This is a genomic window from Novosphingobium sp. ST904 (assembly GCF_001298105.1).
In the GTDB taxonomy this organism is placed as follows: Bacteria; Pseudomonadota; Alphaproteobacteria; order Sphingomonadales; family Sphingomonadaceae; genus Novosphingobium.
On the sequence record NZ_LGJH01000149.1, the window covers coordinates 16,069 to 30,053 of the forward strand.

General features: G+C 63.0%; 24 protein-coding genes and 1 pseudogene. 6 read left to right on the forward strand and 19 right to left on the reverse strand.

The window, feature by feature from the left end; genetic code table 11:
- The first annotated feature begins 2 nt into the window (after window positions 1-2).
- From dcd to ADT71_RS15395, 3 genes are all read left to right on the forward strand, one after another.
- On the forward strand, window positions 3-557 hold the full coding sequence (gene dcd, locus ADT71_RS15385; RefSeq protein ID WP_054438186.1) for a dCTP deaminase: 555 nt from the start codon (window positions 3-5) through the stop codon (window positions 555-557).
- A gap of 72 nt (window positions 558-629) precedes the next feature.
- Window positions 630-1,211: a DoxX family protein gene (locus tag ADT71_RS15390; protein ID WP_054438188.1), complete on the forward strand. Its 582-nt coding sequence runs from the start codon at window positions 630-632 to the stop codon at window positions 1,209-1,211.
- A 70-nt stretch (window positions 1,212-1,281) separates the two neighbouring features.
- Window positions 1,282-1,791, forward strand: a complete 510-nt coding sequence (locus ADT71_RS15395) for a nuclear transport factor 2 family protein (protein WP_054438190.1) — start codon at window positions 1,282-1,284, stop codon at window positions 1,789-1,791.
- Between the two features lie 128 nt (window positions 1,792-1,919).
- Here the strand turns inward: ADT71_RS15395 and ADT71_RS15400 are convergent, their stop codons facing one another.
- The 19 genes and pseudogenes from ADT71_RS15400 to ADT71_RS15485 all read right to left on the reverse strand — a co-directional run bounded on the left by ADT71_RS15400 (window position 1,920) and on the right by ADT71_RS15485 (window position 12,236).
- Window positions 1,920-2,990 carry a site-specific integrase gene (locus ADT71_RS15400; protein WP_054438192.1) on the reverse strand — a complete coding sequence of 357 codons (1,071 nt, stop codon included), beginning with the start codon at window positions 2,988-2,990 and terminating at the stop codon, window positions 1,920-1,922.
- A 4-nt stretch (window positions 2,991-2,994) separates the two neighbouring features.
- A complete protein-coding gene (locus ADT71_RS35775) occupies window positions 2,995-3,276 on the reverse strand; it encodes a helix-turn-helix domain-containing protein (protein ID WP_082370375.1) in 282 nt (93 codons plus the stop codon).
- Window positions 3,264-3,992 carry a DNA methyltransferase gene (locus tag ADT71_RS15405; RefSeq protein ID WP_054438194.1) on the reverse strand — a complete coding sequence of 243 codons (729 nt, stop codon included), beginning with the start codon at window positions 3,990-3,992 and terminating at the stop codon, window positions 3,264-3,266. Before ADT71_RS15405 ends, ADT71_RS35775 begins: the two co-directional genes overlap by 13 nt.
- Window positions 3,992-4,255 (reverse strand): hypothetical protein, encoded by a 264-nt coding sequence (locus ADT71_RS15410; protein WP_156336607.1) that lies wholly within the window; start codon window positions 4,253-4,255, stop codon window positions 3,992-3,994. The genes ADT71_RS15405 and ADT71_RS15410 overlap by 1 nt, the downstream gene beginning before the upstream one ends.
- 73 nt (window positions 4,256-4,328) lie before the next feature.
- Window positions 4,329-4,649, reverse strand: a complete 321-nt coding sequence (locus tag ADT71_RS33745; RefSeq protein ID WP_054438198.1) for a hypothetical protein — start codon at window positions 4,647-4,649, stop codon at window positions 4,329-4,331.
- Window positions 4,650-4,735: 86 nt separating this feature from the next.
- Window positions 4,736-4,846 (reverse strand): annotated as a pseudogene (locus tag ADT71_RS35780) (ASCH domain-containing protein); the annotation flags it as partial.
- Window positions 4,843-5,409 (reverse strand): hypothetical protein, encoded by a 567-nt coding sequence (locus ADT71_RS31425; protein ID WP_132468689.1) that lies wholly within the window; start codon window positions 5,407-5,409, stop codon window positions 4,843-4,845. The gene ADT71_RS31425 and the pseudogene ADT71_RS35780, both read right to left, overlap by 4 nt.
- Window positions 5,406-6,092 carry a hypothetical protein gene (locus ADT71_RS15425; protein ID WP_054438202.1) on the reverse strand — a complete coding sequence of 229 codons (687 nt, stop codon included), beginning with the start codon at window positions 6,090-6,092 and terminating at the stop codon, window positions 5,406-5,408. Before ADT71_RS15425 ends, ADT71_RS31425 begins: the two co-directional genes overlap by 4 nt.
- Before the next feature lie 26 nt (window positions 6,093-6,118).
- The gene (locus ADT71_RS15430; RefSeq protein WP_054438204.1) at window positions 6,119-6,415 is read right to left on the reverse strand and encodes a hypothetical protein; all 297 of its coding nucleotides are present in this window, start codon (window positions 6,413-6,415) and stop codon (window positions 6,119-6,121) included.
- A gap of 374 nt (window positions 6,416-6,789) precedes the next feature.
- Entirely contained in the window at window positions 6,790-6,993 is a 204-nt protein-coding gene (locus ADT71_RS15440; protein WP_132468687.1) for a hypothetical protein, read from the reverse strand.
- 16 nt (window positions 6,994-7,009) lie between these two features.
- Window positions 7,010-7,198, reverse strand: a complete 189-nt coding sequence (locus ADT71_RS15445) for a hypothetical protein (RefSeq protein ID WP_054438211.1) — start codon at window positions 7,196-7,198, stop codon at window positions 7,010-7,012.
- Complete coding sequence (locus tag ADT71_RS15450; protein WP_054438213.1) at window positions 7,198-7,701, reverse strand: hypothetical protein; 504 nt, start codon at window positions 7,699-7,701, stop codon at window positions 7,198-7,200. Before ADT71_RS15450 ends, ADT71_RS15445 begins: the two co-directional genes overlap by 1 nt.
- Window positions 7,701-8,603: a hypothetical protein gene (locus tag ADT71_RS15455; RefSeq protein ID WP_054438214.1), complete on the reverse strand. Its 903-nt coding sequence runs from the start codon at window positions 8,601-8,603 to the stop codon at window positions 7,701-7,703. Before ADT71_RS15455 ends, ADT71_RS15450 begins: the two co-directional genes overlap by 1 nt.
- 89 nt (window positions 8,604-8,692) lie before the next feature.
- Window positions 8,693-10,348 carry a toprim domain-containing protein gene (locus ADT71_RS15460; RefSeq protein WP_054438216.1) on the reverse strand — a complete coding sequence of 552 codons (1,656 nt, stop codon included), beginning with the start codon at window positions 10,346-10,348 and terminating at the stop codon, window positions 8,693-8,695.
- Window positions 10,345-10,524 (reverse strand): hypothetical protein, encoded by a 180-nt coding sequence (locus tag ADT71_RS15465; RefSeq protein ID WP_054438218.1) that lies wholly within the window; start codon window positions 10,522-10,524, stop codon window positions 10,345-10,347. Before ADT71_RS15465 ends, ADT71_RS15460 begins: the two co-directional genes overlap by 4 nt.
- Before the next feature lie 125 nt (window positions 10,525-10,649).
- On the reverse strand, window positions 10,650-11,024 hold the full coding sequence (locus tag ADT71_RS15470; protein ID WP_054438220.1) for an ogr/Delta-like zinc finger family protein: 375 nt from the start codon (window positions 11,022-11,024) through the stop codon (window positions 10,650-10,652).
- A complete protein-coding gene (locus ADT71_RS15475) occupies window positions 11,021-11,476 on the reverse strand; it encodes a hypothetical protein (RefSeq protein WP_054438222.1) in 456 nt (151 codons plus the stop codon). Before ADT71_RS15475 ends, ADT71_RS15470 begins: the two co-directional genes overlap by 4 nt.
- The gene (locus ADT71_RS15480) at window positions 11,473-11,877 is read right to left on the reverse strand and encodes a hypothetical protein (RefSeq protein ID WP_054438225.1); all 405 of its coding nucleotides are present in this window, start codon (window positions 11,875-11,877) and stop codon (window positions 11,473-11,475) included. The genes ADT71_RS15475 and ADT71_RS15480 overlap by 4 nt, the downstream gene beginning before the upstream one ends.
- Window positions 11,874-12,236 carry a YdaS family helix-turn-helix protein gene (locus ADT71_RS15485; protein WP_054438227.1) on the reverse strand — a complete coding sequence of 121 codons (363 nt, stop codon included), beginning with the start codon at window positions 12,234-12,236 and terminating at the stop codon, window positions 11,874-11,876. The genes ADT71_RS15480 and ADT71_RS15485 overlap by 4 nt, the downstream gene beginning before the upstream one ends.
- A 68-nt stretch (window positions 12,237-12,304) precedes the next feature.
- Here ADT71_RS15485 and ADT71_RS15490 point away from each other — a divergent pair, with 68 nt between their 5' ends.
- The 3 genes from ADT71_RS15490 to ADT71_RS15500 all read left to right on the forward strand — a co-directional run bounded on the left by ADT71_RS15490 (window position 12,305) and on the right by ADT71_RS15500 (window position 13,886).
- Window positions 12,305-12,970, forward strand: a complete 666-nt coding sequence (locus ADT71_RS15490) for a S24 family peptidase (protein WP_054438229.1) — start codon at window positions 12,305-12,307, stop codon at window positions 12,968-12,970.
- A gap of 66 nt (window positions 12,971-13,036) precedes the next feature.
- Entirely contained in the window at window positions 13,037-13,567 is a 531-nt protein-coding gene (locus tag ADT71_RS15495) for an Ltp family lipoprotein (protein ID WP_197283039.1), read from the forward strand.
- Window position 13,568: 1 nt separating this feature from the next.
- On the forward strand, window positions 13,569-13,886 hold the full coding sequence (locus ADT71_RS15500) for a hypothetical protein (RefSeq protein ID WP_054438233.1): 318 nt from the start codon (window positions 13,569-13,571) through the stop codon (window positions 13,884-13,886).
- Window positions 13,887-13,985: the final 99 nt, after the last annotated feature.

A 13,985-nucleotide genomic window follows, 5' to 3' on the forward strand; every position in this document is an offset into this window, starting at 1 on the left:
CCATGTCTATCCTGAGCGACAAGTGGATCCGCGAGCAGGCGCTCGAAAACGGAATGATCGAGCCTTTCGTCGAGGCCCAGCGCCGCGATGGATGCATCTCCTACGGCCTTTCGTCCTACGGCTACGACGCCCGCGTCGCGCCGGAGTTCAAGATCTTCACCAATGTCGATTCGGCGGTGGTCGATCCCAAGGACTTCGCCAGCAATTCCTTCGTGGACCGGCATACCGACGTCTGCGTGATTCCGCCGAACTCGTTCGCACTGGCCCGCACGGTCGAATATTTCCGCGTGCCGCGCGACGTGCTGGTGATCTGCCTCGGCAAGAGCACTTATGCCCGCTGCGGAATCATCGTAAACGTCACCCCGCTGGAGCCGGGCTGGGAAGGGCACGTCACGCTGGAATTCTCGAACACCACGCCGCTGCCCGCCAAGATCTACGCGAACGAGGGCGCCTGCCAGTTCCTCTTCCTCAAGGGGAACGAACCCTGCGAGACGAGCTACGCCGACCGGGCCGGCAAATACATGGGCCAGCGCGGCGTGACCCTGCCCCGGCTCTAGGTTAAGGCCCAGGGAACAATCCGCCGCCATATCCGCTTCTCCGGGCATGAATGCCATGTCGGGAGAGAAGACATGTCCAAGATCGCAGCCATAATCGGGCGATTCCTGATCGCCCTGATCTTCGTGATTTCCGGCGCCTCCAAGCTGATGGACGTCGCTTCTACCGAAACCATGATCGTCGCCACCGGCCTGCCTGCCGGCCTCGCGATTCCCACCGGCCTGTTCGAACTGATCGCCGGCCTCTGCCTCGCCGCCGGCTTCATGGTGCGGCTGGTCGCGGTGCTGCTGGCGCTGTTTACCGCGGCGACGATCCTGTTCTTCCACAACCGCTTCACCGACCCGATGCAGCAGATCATGGCGCTAAAGAACGTCGCGATCATCGGCGGCCTGTGCCTGGCCTTCGCGCACAGCCAGATGTGGAACCACTACTACGCGATTACCCGCGAGCGCCGGGGAGAACTGGCCGCGCGCGATGCCGAGGAACGTATCCGCGACGCCGAACTGCGCGCCGCGCGGGCCGAGGCACGGGCCGAAGCCATGACCGATGGCCATGTGGCCCCCGGCTATGTCGAGGCCGCACCGCGCACCGTCATTACCGACTACAACCATGACGGCGTTCCCGAAGTCCGCCGTCGCCGCTGGTTCGACTGGTAGTTGCGCTTGACCCGCCTTCCTGCATTCGTGACTCCTTGTAGGAGCACACTGCGGGAGGGCGGAATTGACAATGGAAGACATGCTCGCGCGCGAGGCGATCCGTGACGTGATCGCCCGCTACACCATGGCCGGCGATCGCCTGAAGATCGATGACTTCGCCGCCTGCTTCACCGCCGACGCCATCCTGGAAAGCGAGCACGTTCCGGCAGACCGCGCGTTCCGCTTCGAAGGCCATTCGCAAATCCGCGCCTGGCAGCAGGGCTGGCTGGACAGCGCCGCCACCGGCACCCCGGTCCACGCCGCCACCTTCGTGCGTCATCACCTCACGACCTCGCAGATCGAGATCACCGGCGATGGAAACGCGGCGGCGCGCACTTACTGGCAGGCCTGGACGAACATCGGCCCCGACCATGCCGGAATCTACCTGGACCGGCTGCGCAAGGAGGCGGATGGCCGCTGGCTTATCGCCCATCGCCGCGTGCGGATGGACTGGGAAGCGGAGAACAGCCTGTTCCGCACGGCGATCCCCCTTTCGCGCGAGGCGAAAGGAAACGGCACAAACCACGCTTCACCCGGTTGACCCGGCCGAAAATTGTCGTAAAGCGGCGTCCACCAAGCACTTCACGAAGTGCTCAGGGCGGTTAGCTCAGTTGGTAGAGCATCTCGTTTACACGGCGATCATCTATCGCCCCGAGAGCCGCAGGAAAGCTAGGCTTTCTTCTTCACATCATCCATCTGGTCGGGACTATGTCGGGACTCGCTCGCTTCGAGCGCGTTGCGGACGTCGTCGTCCAGGACGTGGGCATAGCGCAGAGTGGTCTCGATGCGCTTGTGCTTCAGGGCCTCCTTCGCGGCCGCCAGCGAGCCGGTGGCGCGCACGATGCGAGTGCCGCGCGTGTGGCGCAGATCGTGGATGCGAAAGTTGTCGACGCCGGCGTCGCTGCGAGCCTTGGCAAAAGGTTTGCGCAGCGCGGTGGGCGTGAGCGGGTAGCGCTTGCCCTTCCGACGGTTCCCCCTGCTCTTCTGGCAAATGTACGTGAAGACGAAGGGCTTCCCCTCCTCGTCCTCGCATTGCTCCTGCCGGGCGATGATTTCGACCAAGGCCGTGGTGAGCGGCCGGGTGACGATGTCCCCGCCCTTGATGCGCGTCACCGCGACCTTGCGCGGAATGCTCACGTCCTGCCAGCGGAGGCCGAGCACCTCGCCTCTACGCCATCCGGACTTGAGCAGGAATTCGACCGCGTCGGACACGTCATTGCGCAGGGCGAGGAACAGCTTGGCTTCCTCAAGCACCTCCAACTCGCGCGGCGGCCTATTCGGCACTTTCAGCATGAGCTGCGACCACTTGGGCATTTTGCCGATGTCGTATTCGGTCTCGTTGGCCCGGCGCCATACCGAGCGCGCGTTCTCGATCTCGCGGTTCACCGATGCGCTCGAACGCTCATCGCGCCGTTTCGCGAAGTAGACCTGAAGGTCGCGCTGGCTGACTTCCGAGACCAGCTTGTTCGCGCCCAGCCCATCGACCAGCTCGGCCAGCATGTATTTGATGGTCGGCCAGCTCGGCAGCAGTTCGGCATGGTCCTGGTACAGGCTCGCCGCTTCATTCATCGTGATCGGGGGAAGCTGCTCGTTCGGCAGGGCAGCCTTACGCCTTTCGCGCCGCTCGAATTCCTCGGCGGCGCGTTTGGTGGGGCAACCAGTGGAGCCGTAATAGCGACGGCCCTTGAACTGGAAATCGTAGAGGTAATGGGGTTTGCCCGCAGGCTTGTAGACACTCAACGAATCACCGATCGGCGTTGCGCACCGTAAACGGCACGATCTGTCCTCGCCCCTTGGGCGACGTAGATCGGCGGGTTGGATGGCGCGGCGGGCATGTCGGTTGAACCTGTCTGAGGCGTTCGATGTATGATTCGAGGTCGGACATAGTGTACCGAATGGCGCGTCCGATCAAAACGTAGTGCAACAGCCCATTCTGACGGGCTTTGCGGAGGGTGCGCGTGCAAACTCGCAATCGCGCCGCAGCTTCGGCTTCGGTAAGGAGAAGCTGATCGCTCATGCCTGCCATTGCTCCCACGCCGAAGTGATGCGCTCGACAGCGGTGGCAAAGTGCCTGGGGTTCTTTTCGATGCCCGTGAAGATCTTGCCTTGGCGGATCGCGGCAACGCCGGTTGAGCCGGTGCCCATGAAGGGATCAATCAAGGTGCGGCCCGCGAGATTGCGCATGATCTTGTCCATCACGTCGAGCGGCTTGACCGTAGGGTGGCCGAACACCTTCGCCGGCATGGTGCCCGACGACACCCAGCGGTGCATATCGTGATGCTCGCCCACCGGGTGGAAGCCCGGGTTCCATGCGTGAACGAACGGCTCCACGTCCGCGAGATAGTGCTTGTTCCGCATGGGGCTGGGGTTCTTCTTGATCCAGCCCAGCAGGCAGAACCGCTTGTATCGCGGGTTGAGGTAGCCGAGCAGCTCGGGAAGCTGATCGTTATGGCAGAAGACCACGATGGAACCTGCCAGCAGCGGGTTGATGATCGACATTTCGAAGCCCTGGTCGAGTTCTTCGGTAACGATCTGGTCGCTGGCGCCGCGCGCCTTTCGGAACGCGCCGCCGCCGCTGTTGTCGAACCTATACGGCGGGTCCATGAACTCGGCGTCGAAGCGGCCGAGGCTATCCCGGATCCAGTATGCATCCGCGCAGTACAGCGTGTGCGGGCCGATCTTGACAACAGTCCTATCGCCGCCCGGCGCGCCGGGATCGAAGCCGATGAAAGAAGCCTGCATCAGAACCTCCGCGCCCGCTCGAGGAATTCCTCAAGCTTGTCGGGATGCGTGATCGCGGTGCCGTCCTGGTTGGCAAAGAAATAGCCGGGCAGCTCCGAGCCGTTCGGGCGCCCGCCCTCAATCCAGCCAAGCTTGCGCTTCTCCAGACTGCGGGCGGTGCGCCAGTTGCGTGCGCTCATGAGCTGGACGCCGAAACCGCAGCCGTCCTTCCGGTCGAAACCGGAAGTGCGGAGCATGGTCAGCTGGTCGAATGATAGTTTCACGGCCGACATGGTCGAGTGCTCCGGCCAGCGGGACGACGGATGGTGGCGGCGCTGAACAGATCAAGCATTTCGATCACGCGGCTTCTCCCAGCAGTTGGGCCGGGGTCGGCCAGTTCCAGAAGCCCTGCGCGCCGCGCATCGGGACGGGGGTCGCCCATTCTTCGACCTCAAGCATTGGCCATCCGAAAAGGGCGTGTTCCTTGCGGTCGCTGTCGTTGACGTAGGGGACGCCGAATTCTTCAGCGATCTCGGCCGCCGGGCGGGGCTCGCCGAGAATGGCAGTGCCGATGCCGGCGGCGATCGGCAGATGGTCCTGGTATGGCATCCACGCGCGGCGCAGGATCGGGAGGGCAGCGCGGGCCTTAAGGCACGTCTGCGCGGTGGCGAGTGCCATGTCGGCGTCGCTGTGGCGGGCGCGGATTGCGTGATAGATGTTGCATGCCTCGGTGCGAACGACCTCGCGGGCGCGGCGTGGATGACGATACGCTGTCCGATGAGCGAGCGCGGGGCGCGCCAGCTTCGGAATTCATAGGGCTTGGCGCCCGTGACGATCAGCGATGCCCATGGCTGGTGGACGGTGAGCGCTTTCATCGCGAGGCCTCCCCGGCAAACCACTCCGGCTTGGGGAAGCGACTGGTGAAGACGTATCCTTCGCTTTCGGTCGAATCGAGATTTTCAGCCTCGGGCCAATTGGCGAGAATTTCCGCTTCATCATCGGCGTAGGCGACGACGATATGGTATCCAAAGCCCTCGCCACTCACCCAATACGGGTGCTTTATGGGCCAATTCACCGGGCGCGAATCGTCAACGGGAAGTTGGAAGCGGCAGCGAATCATACGAGGTCGCTCGTCTGCCGGCGCGAGAGGGCAGCGGCGCCCACCTCGCCCTTCACATGGTTGCGGGCGTTTCCGGCCGCAGTCCATGCAGGTAAGCAATTCCTCGAAATGGATGTGCGGCTCGGACGGGCGTCGTGCCCGCTTGCCTTCTGCGAAATCGATTTCGTGCAGAATGCGGTTGGCTATCGCGCGGGCCTGACGCTTCGGAATGCCAAGGATAAGGCACTTTCCGTGTGCGGGTTCGCCGGTATCCCGGAAGGCGGAGATCTGGATATCTCCGCCGCCAAGATTTTCGATCCAGATGCTTGAGCGCTTCATGCGGCACCGCCTTCCGGTGCGGACGCGATCATGAAGTTCGTCTCGCCCCATTTCGCGGCGTTGCGCAGCAGCTGCTCCGCGTGTTCAGCGAACATCACCTTTGTCTGATAGTGACCCCAGCTGAACTGCACACCGCCCCCACCGCCCAGCGGCTTCATCATCGGGTTGGCGGCAATGCCGATCCATCCGCTGATATGCTTTCGCGCGGCAGCGGCGCAGAGTTCGTCGAAGGCCATATCCCAGTCGGCCTGACCACCTTTATACAGGTCGTCCTTGGTGCGTTCGTCCAGGCTGGACACCAATGCGCGCAGAGGTTCCGGGAAGTCTTCGTGCTCATCCGCGTATTCGAATATCTCGGCGATAGCTTCCGGAGCGGGCGACACAGGGAATGGCCACATCCCTTCGATCCGCACGCTGGCGTCGATAAGGCGTTGGTAGATGTCAGCCTCGGCGGGTTTCGCGGGCTGAGGCGCGTAGCGCTGGCCGCAGAACGGGCAGAATGTCGGGGCCGCGATGACAGGGCCGACGCGCTTGCGGGTTTCGATCTTGCTGGTCGCGATCTTGGGGAGGGCCCGCATGGGGCCGCCATCGCGCGGGATCGTGAAGGTGACGTCGATCTCGGTGTTATGCTTTTTGAGCATCTCGTTGAATTTCGAGAGGCAGGTGCATTCTTGGTGTGTCATTTGCGGGGCACTCCTGGTTGGAAAAGTCAGTCGGCGCCGGCCGCGAGTTCGCGGTCGATGCGTTCGATTTCGGCGAGGCAGAGCGCGGCGGCCTGAACGGCCTTGCGGCGCACGCGGGTGAGTTCGGCGGGATTGGGGCGGCGGCTGAGCAGGTCGGCCGCGTCCAGCAGGAAGACATGGCCAAGGCGCAGCAGATGCTGGCGGGGCGCCGCGTCATCGGCATCGGCCGTGTGGCCGTAGCGCGTGATCTGGCGCTGACGTTCGGCCAGGACGGCGAGCGCGGCGGTCGAGACTTCTGCGAGTGGAGGGAGCGGGGTTTCCATGGTCAGGCCCCCACGCGCATCAGATCGGCGACGGCCAGCTCGGCCCGGCGCGCGCCCATGTTCCACCAGAGATGGCGGCGGGTCGCCTTGCGGTAGGGGTTGGCCGGCGCGGCGCGTTCCGGAAGCGGGCGGCAATGACGGCGTCGCGTGCTTCGCGCTGGACGATTCGGGCCGTGGTCATGCGCCGATCCACTTCGCGAGCTGGGCGCAGGCGCAGATTAAGCCGAGCAAAGCGATTGCGGCGAAGTATGCCCGCGTCACGCTGGTGGCGAAGGGGCGAACAATACGGCGAAGGCGCGCATTTTCGGCGGGGGCGGCGGGATCAAGTTCCTGATCCCATGCCCATCCCTGAACCGCGATGCGGTGCCGGCGGCTCACTGGACGGACCTTCCGGGCAGATCCTGCGCGTCATCAGGGCAATAGGCGTGGACGACATCGCCGATCACTTCGGTGCCCCAACCATCCGGCAGGGCATGGACGCAGCGGCGCTCCACAGTGCCGCAGGCGCTGCATTCGAATTCGAAGGGCATCGGAAGCGCGGCGGCGCGCTGGGCAAGGGCGGGGTGTTTCAGGCGCATGTGCATTCTCCCCGGCTCAGAGGCCGTTCCAGACGAAGTGGGCGGTGATGCCGATCGCCATGGCGAGCAGGCCCATGGCCGCGATCGCGGCGATGAAGGCGTGCAGCGCGAGCGACTTGGCGGGCGAAAGCGGGCGGCGCGCAGCCGGGTGGCGGGGCGCGCAGCGGAGGCAGGGGCAGTCAGACGGGTGGATGGTGCTTTTCATCAGGCAGCACTCCTCAGGGCCTGAGCAGCGCGTTCGGCCTGCCAGGCGTGGTTGATGCGGGCGGTGTGGTGGATGGCGGGACCGGCGCGGCCGTCACCAAGGTGCCAGGCCAGTGCGAGCAGCAGGTGGCGCTGGTAGAGAAGGTCGTGGCTGTAGTTGCGCTGCAGCTCGGCTTCGGCGCGGCCGAGGGCGACGGACACCGCCTCGATCCGGGCGGCGAGCGTAGGCAGGCCGGGCGCTTCGCCCTCGCCCGTGACGATCCAGTGCCATTCGGCCGCCAGCAGCTTCCACGCGTCGAGATCGGCGCGGGCATCGGCTTCGTCCAGGCGCTTGGCCGCCACGAGCTGCGGGTACATTTCCTCCCGCCGGGCGACGGCGCGGCGGCATTGGCCCAACAGCTCCGGCCAGTCATGGCGGAAGATCGGGGCGTCCTCGCTGCCATCCGGCCGCCAGTCGTCGCTGCGCCAGATCACGATGGGTTCGAAAGGATCCTGCCGGCGCATCAGATGACCCTCCCGGCGTCGAGAGGCTGCGCGAACACCCAGCAGGACATGACCTTGTCCGCAGGGTTGTTGACGTTCTTGTTCGCGATCCATTTGCGCGACTTCGAATTGCGCAGCAGCTTCTTGAGCTGGTCCATGTTCGGCGGCGGAAAACCGGCGTTGCGGCACCGCGCTTCGAAATCGACCAGGTTGATGGCGATCAGCTTGTCCGGGGTGCGGCTCTGGTTGACCGACTTGCCATCGACGTGATCGTCCGGCTTTTCGCGGCCGAGCAGCCACTGCACCTTTTCCCAGAAATCGGAGACGGTGGGATGATCGCCGCCGCAGGCGTTCTGGCGATCGAGCGCCATCTGATCGACCAGTTGCAGGGTTTCCTCGATCCATTCGGGCTGGATCACGGGGAACAGGCCCTGCAGCGCTTCGACCCCGGCGGCGAGCTGGCTGTGGCACTTGATGGGGCGCGTGTTGTTCAGGCCCTCAACCCGCCTGGGCATGTCCTGGTCGTGATGGGTGAAGCGTTCGAAGAAGTACGAGAGGTACTTGGCCTCCTGCCGGATCACGTGAACGATCGTCCCCGACAGTTCTTCGATGGGCCAGTTTTCCAGCTTTACCGCTGCCGTCTTGGTGGCGGCCGACCAGCGCGACTTATCGACGTCCATCGACATGAGGCGTTCGAGCACGGCGGGAATCGCATCGATCCGCTCGTTCTGCATGAGGTAGATCGAACCGAGGAACGGGGGTTCCACCGTCTCGAAACCGCCGGTCTTCTGGCCGGTGCCGCGCGGCGAGCGGCCGTTGTAGAGCACCAGCAGCTCGTTGTAGTCGAACTGCTTGAAGCCCTTCCCCTTGTCATCGTCGCGGCCGCCTTCGATCAGGCCGACCGGGAGGTTCGCCACCTTCATCAGGTTGCGGGCGAGGAAGGCGACGGTGCCCTTGTTCGGGTCAAACCCTTCGTACCCGGCGCGGCCAGCCAGCTTCCACAGGAACTCGATCAGGGTGGACTTGCCGCGCCGGGCAAGCCCGTGACTTCAAGGAAGCCGAGGGACTTGTGCCGTTCGCGGATCTGCACCGCGAAGAACGACATCGTGAAGAATGCGAGCGCGGCCAGCCCCTTGGGACCAAAGGCGGTCCACAGCGCCGGAACCCAATCGAATGCGATCTTGTCCGCATCGTAATCGATATCGAGCATCCGCTCCGAGCTGCGGAGCTTCACGGCCTGCTTGCCGAAATCGAAGTATTTTTCCTGATTGAGCGCCACCAGGCGGCCTTCGCGCACGGCAATATCGCCCAGCAGCCAAGCCCGGTGAGCGGCCGAGTAACCCGTGAAGGGAATGGGCTCGACCACCTTGAGCGCGCGGGTCTGGTTCCGGATGATCCGGTCCAGCTGATCGCCGCTGCCGGTCCACGTGCCGGCGAACGCCATGAGGCGCTTCTTGAATTCGCCCGAGTTGGCGCAGGCCGAGGATGAGAACCGCGCCTTCACGGTGGGTTCGGCGCCGGGGAAATCGATCTGGAGGAAGTAGTTCGTCTCGTCCGCGATCTCGTCCCGCTCACGATAGAGCAGGCGGAAGGCGCAATTCGCGATCTCTTCGATCAGCAGGTTGCGCTTTTCGCCCTCTTCGTAGGAGACCTTGCACCACCACAGGGTGTTCTTGTGGCGGAAGTCGAACGAGGCCAGCGCGCGCCGCTCGTGCAGCATCTTGGCCTTTTCGCGCGGCGATTCGGCGATGGTGACCGCACCGTTCCAGAGGAAGGTGTCGATCGCATCGGGCCCCAAAGGCGCCCGGTCCTTTTCTCCGCGCCATTCCAGATGATCGAGGAGAAGATCGTTCCAGTCCTTGGTCGTGCCTTCGCCATCGGGGCGCACCTGTGCGGCGGTGGCATCCCAGCCTTCCGCCTTGGCCCGCTTCACGAACCGGCGGGACCATTGGACGCCCGCTTCTCCGGGATCGAAAGCGAAGACCAGGCGCGGCCGGGTGGCGCGCTTGATCTCCTGCAGGGCGCTGCGCAGCATCGTCAGGAAATGTTCGGGCCAGAAGCTGCACGACATCGCCGAAACGGCGGTCAGGTGCGCGCCCTGGTGCAGGGCGACGGCGTTGAAGATGCCTTCTGTGATCCAGATGTCATCAGCGCGGGCGAGTTCGTCCAGCGTGATCTTCGGCGGAATCCAGCAATGGCCGCCCGGCTTTCCGCCGTAGGCGAAATGCGCCTTGCCTTTGAAGCGGCCCGGCTTGTCGATGATCCGTTCCCAATAGGTATCGCCCACCGGGAAGCGCACGGTCGCGCTGGTTTCGTGCGTCTTGCTGTCGCGGTAGAGTTCCTGCGTGTAGGAACCGCGCAGCAGGCGCAGATCGAGGCCGCGCTCGTTGGAAAGATAGGCATCGGCGGCGGCGTGCGGATCCTTCTCCGTGGCCGGGTACCGCTTGGACCAATCTTCGAACAGATCGGGCAGCAGGTTGCGGACGCTGTCTTCCCAGCGGCAATTGCCCTGCCGGCCACAGCGCACGATCTTCGGCTCTTTCGCGGCGCAGAAGACCTCGGCCTTCTTGCAATCCGGGCAAATGCCCTCCTGCATCCATTCGCCGGACGTCTTCTTGAACTTGAAGCGTGCCTGCAGGCCTTTGATGATGTCGTCTTGGAGGCTCACTGGAGGAGGCCCTCCATGATCGCCTTGCAGCGACCTTCCGCGTGAACGACCTCGGCGATGATCCGAGCCGCATCATCGTTCTCAAGCTTGCCGGCCTTGTGCAGCGCGATGACGCGATCGACGATCGCCACGCCGGCTGTCACGTAGATTTCAAGGCATTCGGAATAGCCTTTCATCTCGCGGTGGGTGCGCCCTGTACGGCGACTGATGGTGCGGAAAATACGCAAAGGTTCCCCCTCGGCCGGATCGCGGCCGTTAAAATTTACGGGTTGTGGGATGGGTGGGCCGGGCTGGCGGCGGGCTAGGTGCCGAACATGCTCAACTGGTCGGGATCGCCGTCGCTACTGTCCCGCGTGGGGGGCAGCACTTGCGGGATCTGGTCGCTGGGGCACTGCGGCAGGTCCAAGCCCTCGCGCCTGATCAGGCTGGGGTTGAACGTGTGAACGAAGGCGATTTCGGCCATGTAGGTCATGCCGCACCCGGTGTTCGTGCAGTGGCAATGGATGTGCTTCACCGTGGGCGTATGGCGCACGCTGCGGCGGATGAAGGCCGGGGCCTCGCACACCGGGCAGATGATCAGCGCGCTGTCCTTGGCCGGGGCACCGCCCGATCGCAGGCGGAATTCCAGCGGCGCATAGATCAGCGGTTTACCGTGAAGGATGCCTTCGCCGCTCATACGTTGTCCCCCTGTTCGGCGCGGTCGAGGGAGGCGAGTCCATCCGTCAGGCTGTCGATCGCCTCGTGCACTTCCTTTCGCGCCCGGCGGCGGGCGCGAGGATCGCCTGATCCGCTGGCGGTGATGAGCGCAGCCACCGCTTCACCCGTTTCCTTTGCCGCCTTGCCTGCCACGGAAACGAGGCAGTGATCGGGCGTATCGCGGGCAGCGAGGTCAAGGCGCAGCGCATGGAGGCGGTGGAACGGCGCGTGATCGCCGCCACGTTCCATAAATGCATGATCAAGGCGTTCCGCGTCGATCAGGCGGATTTCGGTTTCGCAGTCCGGATCCGACCAGTTGCGCACGCTGCGCTCGGAAACGCCGCAGATGGCGGCGCAACGATCCCATCCGATCACGGCTGCAATTTGGGTCAGCGTGCGCTGGTACGTGAGGGGCTCGCGCAGCTTGGTCATATTTTGATGCCTTCGTATGCGAAAATGATCATGCCATCGCGAACCTCAATGGCGTCTATGCCAAGGGCGGTCCGGTTGCAGAACGTGAAGTGCTGGAGGGAAACCACACTAGGAAGGTGGACCCGGTAGCTATTGCGATAAGCCTGCACGCGGTAATCCCAATCCGCGCCAGTGACGAAGCGGAGCGCGCATTTGCCCAGATCATCCCCTTTGCCGATGAATAACTGGGCGCTTGCTTGCCCGCCTTTGAGGCCGGCAGATCGCGCCAGTTGCGCGCCCACGTAAATCGTGAGGCACGGCGAGGGCGGCGAATCCTTCCATTGCAGGACGATCCTATCGGGTTCGACGGGGAAAGGCTTTGGTTGATCAACCAGCCTGCGGCGGACGCGACTGAAGCTCATGCGACGACTCCCTGCGATCCGTCGCCGAGATCGAAGGATACGCGCTGGGCGCGACGATCTACCCCGCTCGAGCGATTGCTTATGCATTCATCGGTACCCGTCCAGCGCGAGCACCGCTCGGTTGCTTGAATGGGATAGATGTCAGGACGGAGTAGATGACGAGACACATCGTAAAGGCGTTCGGCCTCAAGCACGTACTCGGCGGGCAATTGCTTAGACTGGTTGATGATCCGCGACATCGTAGATTGCGGAATGCGGAGGTCCCGGCCGAGCTGGCTAATCGAACCAGCTTGATCGCGACAAGCGAGCAGTGCCTGATAGCGGGTCAGCGTCATATCCATAAGCGGGTAGATGCCCATTTATGGATATGTGGTCAACCCGAAAAAGCATCGCGCTTGTCTATTCACTTTTGGGTAGGTGATTGCGCGTGGCAAAGCTGATCCCTGAAAGACTGGCTGAACGGCGCAAAGCTGTCGGTTTGAGCCAGGCCGAATTGGCCCGACGTGTCGGGATCGGGCAATCGTCTGCGAATCGCCTTGAAACCGGGGGAACCCGAAACCCTCGGCAGATTATTGAAATCGCTCGCGTACTTTCGACGACGCCCGAATACCTGACCGGCGCAACCGATGATGTGGCCGAGGGATACGTCCCAGCGCCTTCTGCGCAAGATGTTGCGGAAGAGTTGGGCTTGGTTCCCGTACGAGAGTTGGACCTGACGCTCGGCATGGGCGCGACCTATCTGGACGTACCGGTCACTGAAACTATTCGCCTTTTCCCGATAGAGTTCCTGCGCGCCTACACGCGGGCATCGCCTGACCTGCTATTCTTCGCGCACGGCATGGGCGATTCCATGGAGCCGACATTACGAGATAGCGACCTTCTCTTGGTCGATTGTTCGCAAAAGTCGCTCAACATTTCCGAAAAGATTTGGGTGATTACCTACGGCGGGGTCAGCGCAATCAAGCGTCTGCGGCCGCTACCTACTGGCGGCGTGGAGATGATGGCAGACAACCTGCACGTTCCAAACGCAATCGCTTACGACGGAGAAATGCAAATAATAGGCCGCGTTGTTGCGGTGATAAGAAAGGTCTGAGGCCACAGGTCTGCTCTTTCCCTGCCGTCTACGGGTCGCACCGATGATGAATACAGGGGACTTTCAGTGAGTGATGAACAAAAGAAGCCGGGCTTCGGTAAGAAGATCGGTATGGGGTGCCTTATTATTCTGGGCATTTTCATCGCCTTGGCCGTGCTTGGCGCGATCGTGGGCGACAGAAACAAAACGGCCAGTAGCGAATCCGCGCCTGCCCCCGCTGGCGCATCTAGTGGCGAGCCTGCTTTCGAAACACCTCAAGAGTCTGAAGAGGAACCCGCAAGCACTTTGACGGGCCCACAGAGCAACGCTGCCAGAACTGCGGCGAACTACATCAGCATGTCCGGATTTTCTCGAGAGGGGCTGATCGGCCAACTCTCGTCTGACGCGGGGGAAGGATACGATGTGGGAGACGCGACCGTCGCCGTTGATAGCTTGAACATCGACTGGAACGAGCAGGCAGTCAGGTCTGCAAAGCAGTACCTCAGCATGACCGGCTTCTCCTGCAAGGGACTAATCCAGCAGCTTTCGTCTAGCGCCGGTGAAAAATACACTGCGAGCCAGGCGAAGTATGGGGCCGAGCAGGCTGGGGCTTGCTGAGATGCTGCTGATCTATCTGGCTGCCGTGACAGCCGACGTCGATGCATGCGCAAAAGCGGTCCATTCAAACCTGCCGGGGGCGGAGGCGGCGTGCGATTCCTCGGGCGTCAAAATCGACTTGTTCGACAGCAAGAGCATGTCTGACGCATGTCTCTCTGCGCTGAAATCTGGTGCGGAAGCGGGGAAGTATGGACCGAACTTGCCCATAGCCGCACGCAATGGCCTCATCCGCGAATTCGACAAGAAGTTGGAAGCCTGCCGCACGCCTAGTCAGGGGCCGAAAACTCCTGTTCGCGAAACCACGAAACTATGGGACTGAGGAGATCAACACGTGCTTTCAATATTGACCGAATGGCTCTCCATGAGAGCAAATCATGCGCCAGTGACGGTGCGCTTTCATGATTCAGAAAATAGCTCC

Coding starts and splice junctions, on each gene's coding strand:
- ADT71_RS15500 (WP_054438233.1), top strand. CDS start 13,569: ATGCTGCTGATCTATCTGGCTGCCGTGACAGCCGACGTCGATGCATGC.
- ADT71_RS15390 (WP_054438188.1), top strand. CDS start 630: ATGTCCAAGATCGCAGCCATAATCGGGCGATTCCTGATCGCCCTGATC.
- ADT71_RS15465 (WP_054438218.1), bottom strand. CDS start 10,524: ATGAAAGGCTATTCCGAATGCCTTGAAATCTACGTGACAGCCGGCGTG.
- ADT71_RS31425 (WP_132468689.1), bottom strand. CDS start 5,409: ATGAAGCGCTCAAGCATCTGGATCGAAAATCTTGGCGGCGGAGATATC.
- ADT71_RS33745 (WP_054438198.1), bottom strand. CDS start 4,649: ATGGCACTCGCCACCGCGCAGACGTGCCTTAAGGCCCGCGCTGCCCTC.
- dcd (WP_054438186.1), top strand. CDS start 3: ATGTCTATCCTGAGCGACAAGTGGATCCGCGAGCAGGCGCTCGAAAAC.
- ADT71_RS15445 (WP_054438211.1), bottom strand. CDS start 7,198: ATGAAAAGCACCATCCACCCGTCTGACTGCCCCTGCCTCCGCTGCGCG.
- ADT71_RS15455 (WP_054438214.1), bottom strand. CDS start 8,603: ATGAAGGTGGCGAACCTCCCGGTCGGCCTGATCGAAGGCGGCCGCGAC.
- ADT71_RS15450 (WP_054438213.1), bottom strand. CDS start 7,701: ATGCGCCGGCAGGATCCTTTCGAACCCATCGTGATCTGGCGCAGCGAC.
- ADT71_RS15405 (WP_054438194.1), bottom strand. CDS start 3,992: ATGCAGGCTTCTTTCATCGGCTTCGATCCCGGCGCGCCGGGCGGCGAT.
- ADT71_RS15470 (WP_054438220.1), bottom strand. CDS start 11,024: ATGAGCGGCGAAGGCATCCTTCACGGTAAACCGCTGATCTATGCGCCG.
- ADT71_RS15430 (WP_054438204.1), bottom strand. CDS start 6,415: ATGGAAACCCCGCTCCCTCCACTCGCAGAAGTCTCGACCGCCGCGCTC.
- ADT71_RS15475 (WP_054438222.1), bottom strand. CDS start 11,476: ATGACCAAGCTGCGCGAGCCCCTCACGTACCAGCGCACGCTGACCCAA.
- ADT71_RS15440 (WP_132468687.1), bottom strand. CDS start 6,993: ATGCGCCTGAAACACCCCGCCCTTGCCCAGCGCGCCGCCGCGCTTCCG.
- ADT71_RS15480 (WP_054438225.1), bottom strand. CDS start 11,877: ATGAGCTTCAGTCGCGTCCGCCGCAGGCTGGTTGATCAACCAAAGCCT.
- ADT71_RS15485 (WP_054438227.1), bottom strand. CDS start 12,236: ATGGGCATCTACCCGCTTATGGATATGACGCTGACCCGCTATCAGGCA.
- ADT71_RS15395 (WP_054438190.1), top strand. CDS start 1,282: ATGGAAGACATGCTCGCGCGCGAGGCGATCCGTGACGTGATCGCCCGC.
- ADT71_RS35775 (WP_082370375.1), bottom strand. CDS start 3,276: ATGGCAGGCATGAGCGATCAGCTTCTCCTTACCGAAGCCGAAGCTGCG.
- ADT71_RS15425 (WP_054438202.1), bottom strand. CDS start 6,092: ATGACACACCAAGAATGCACCTGCCTCTCGAAATTCAACGAGATGCTC.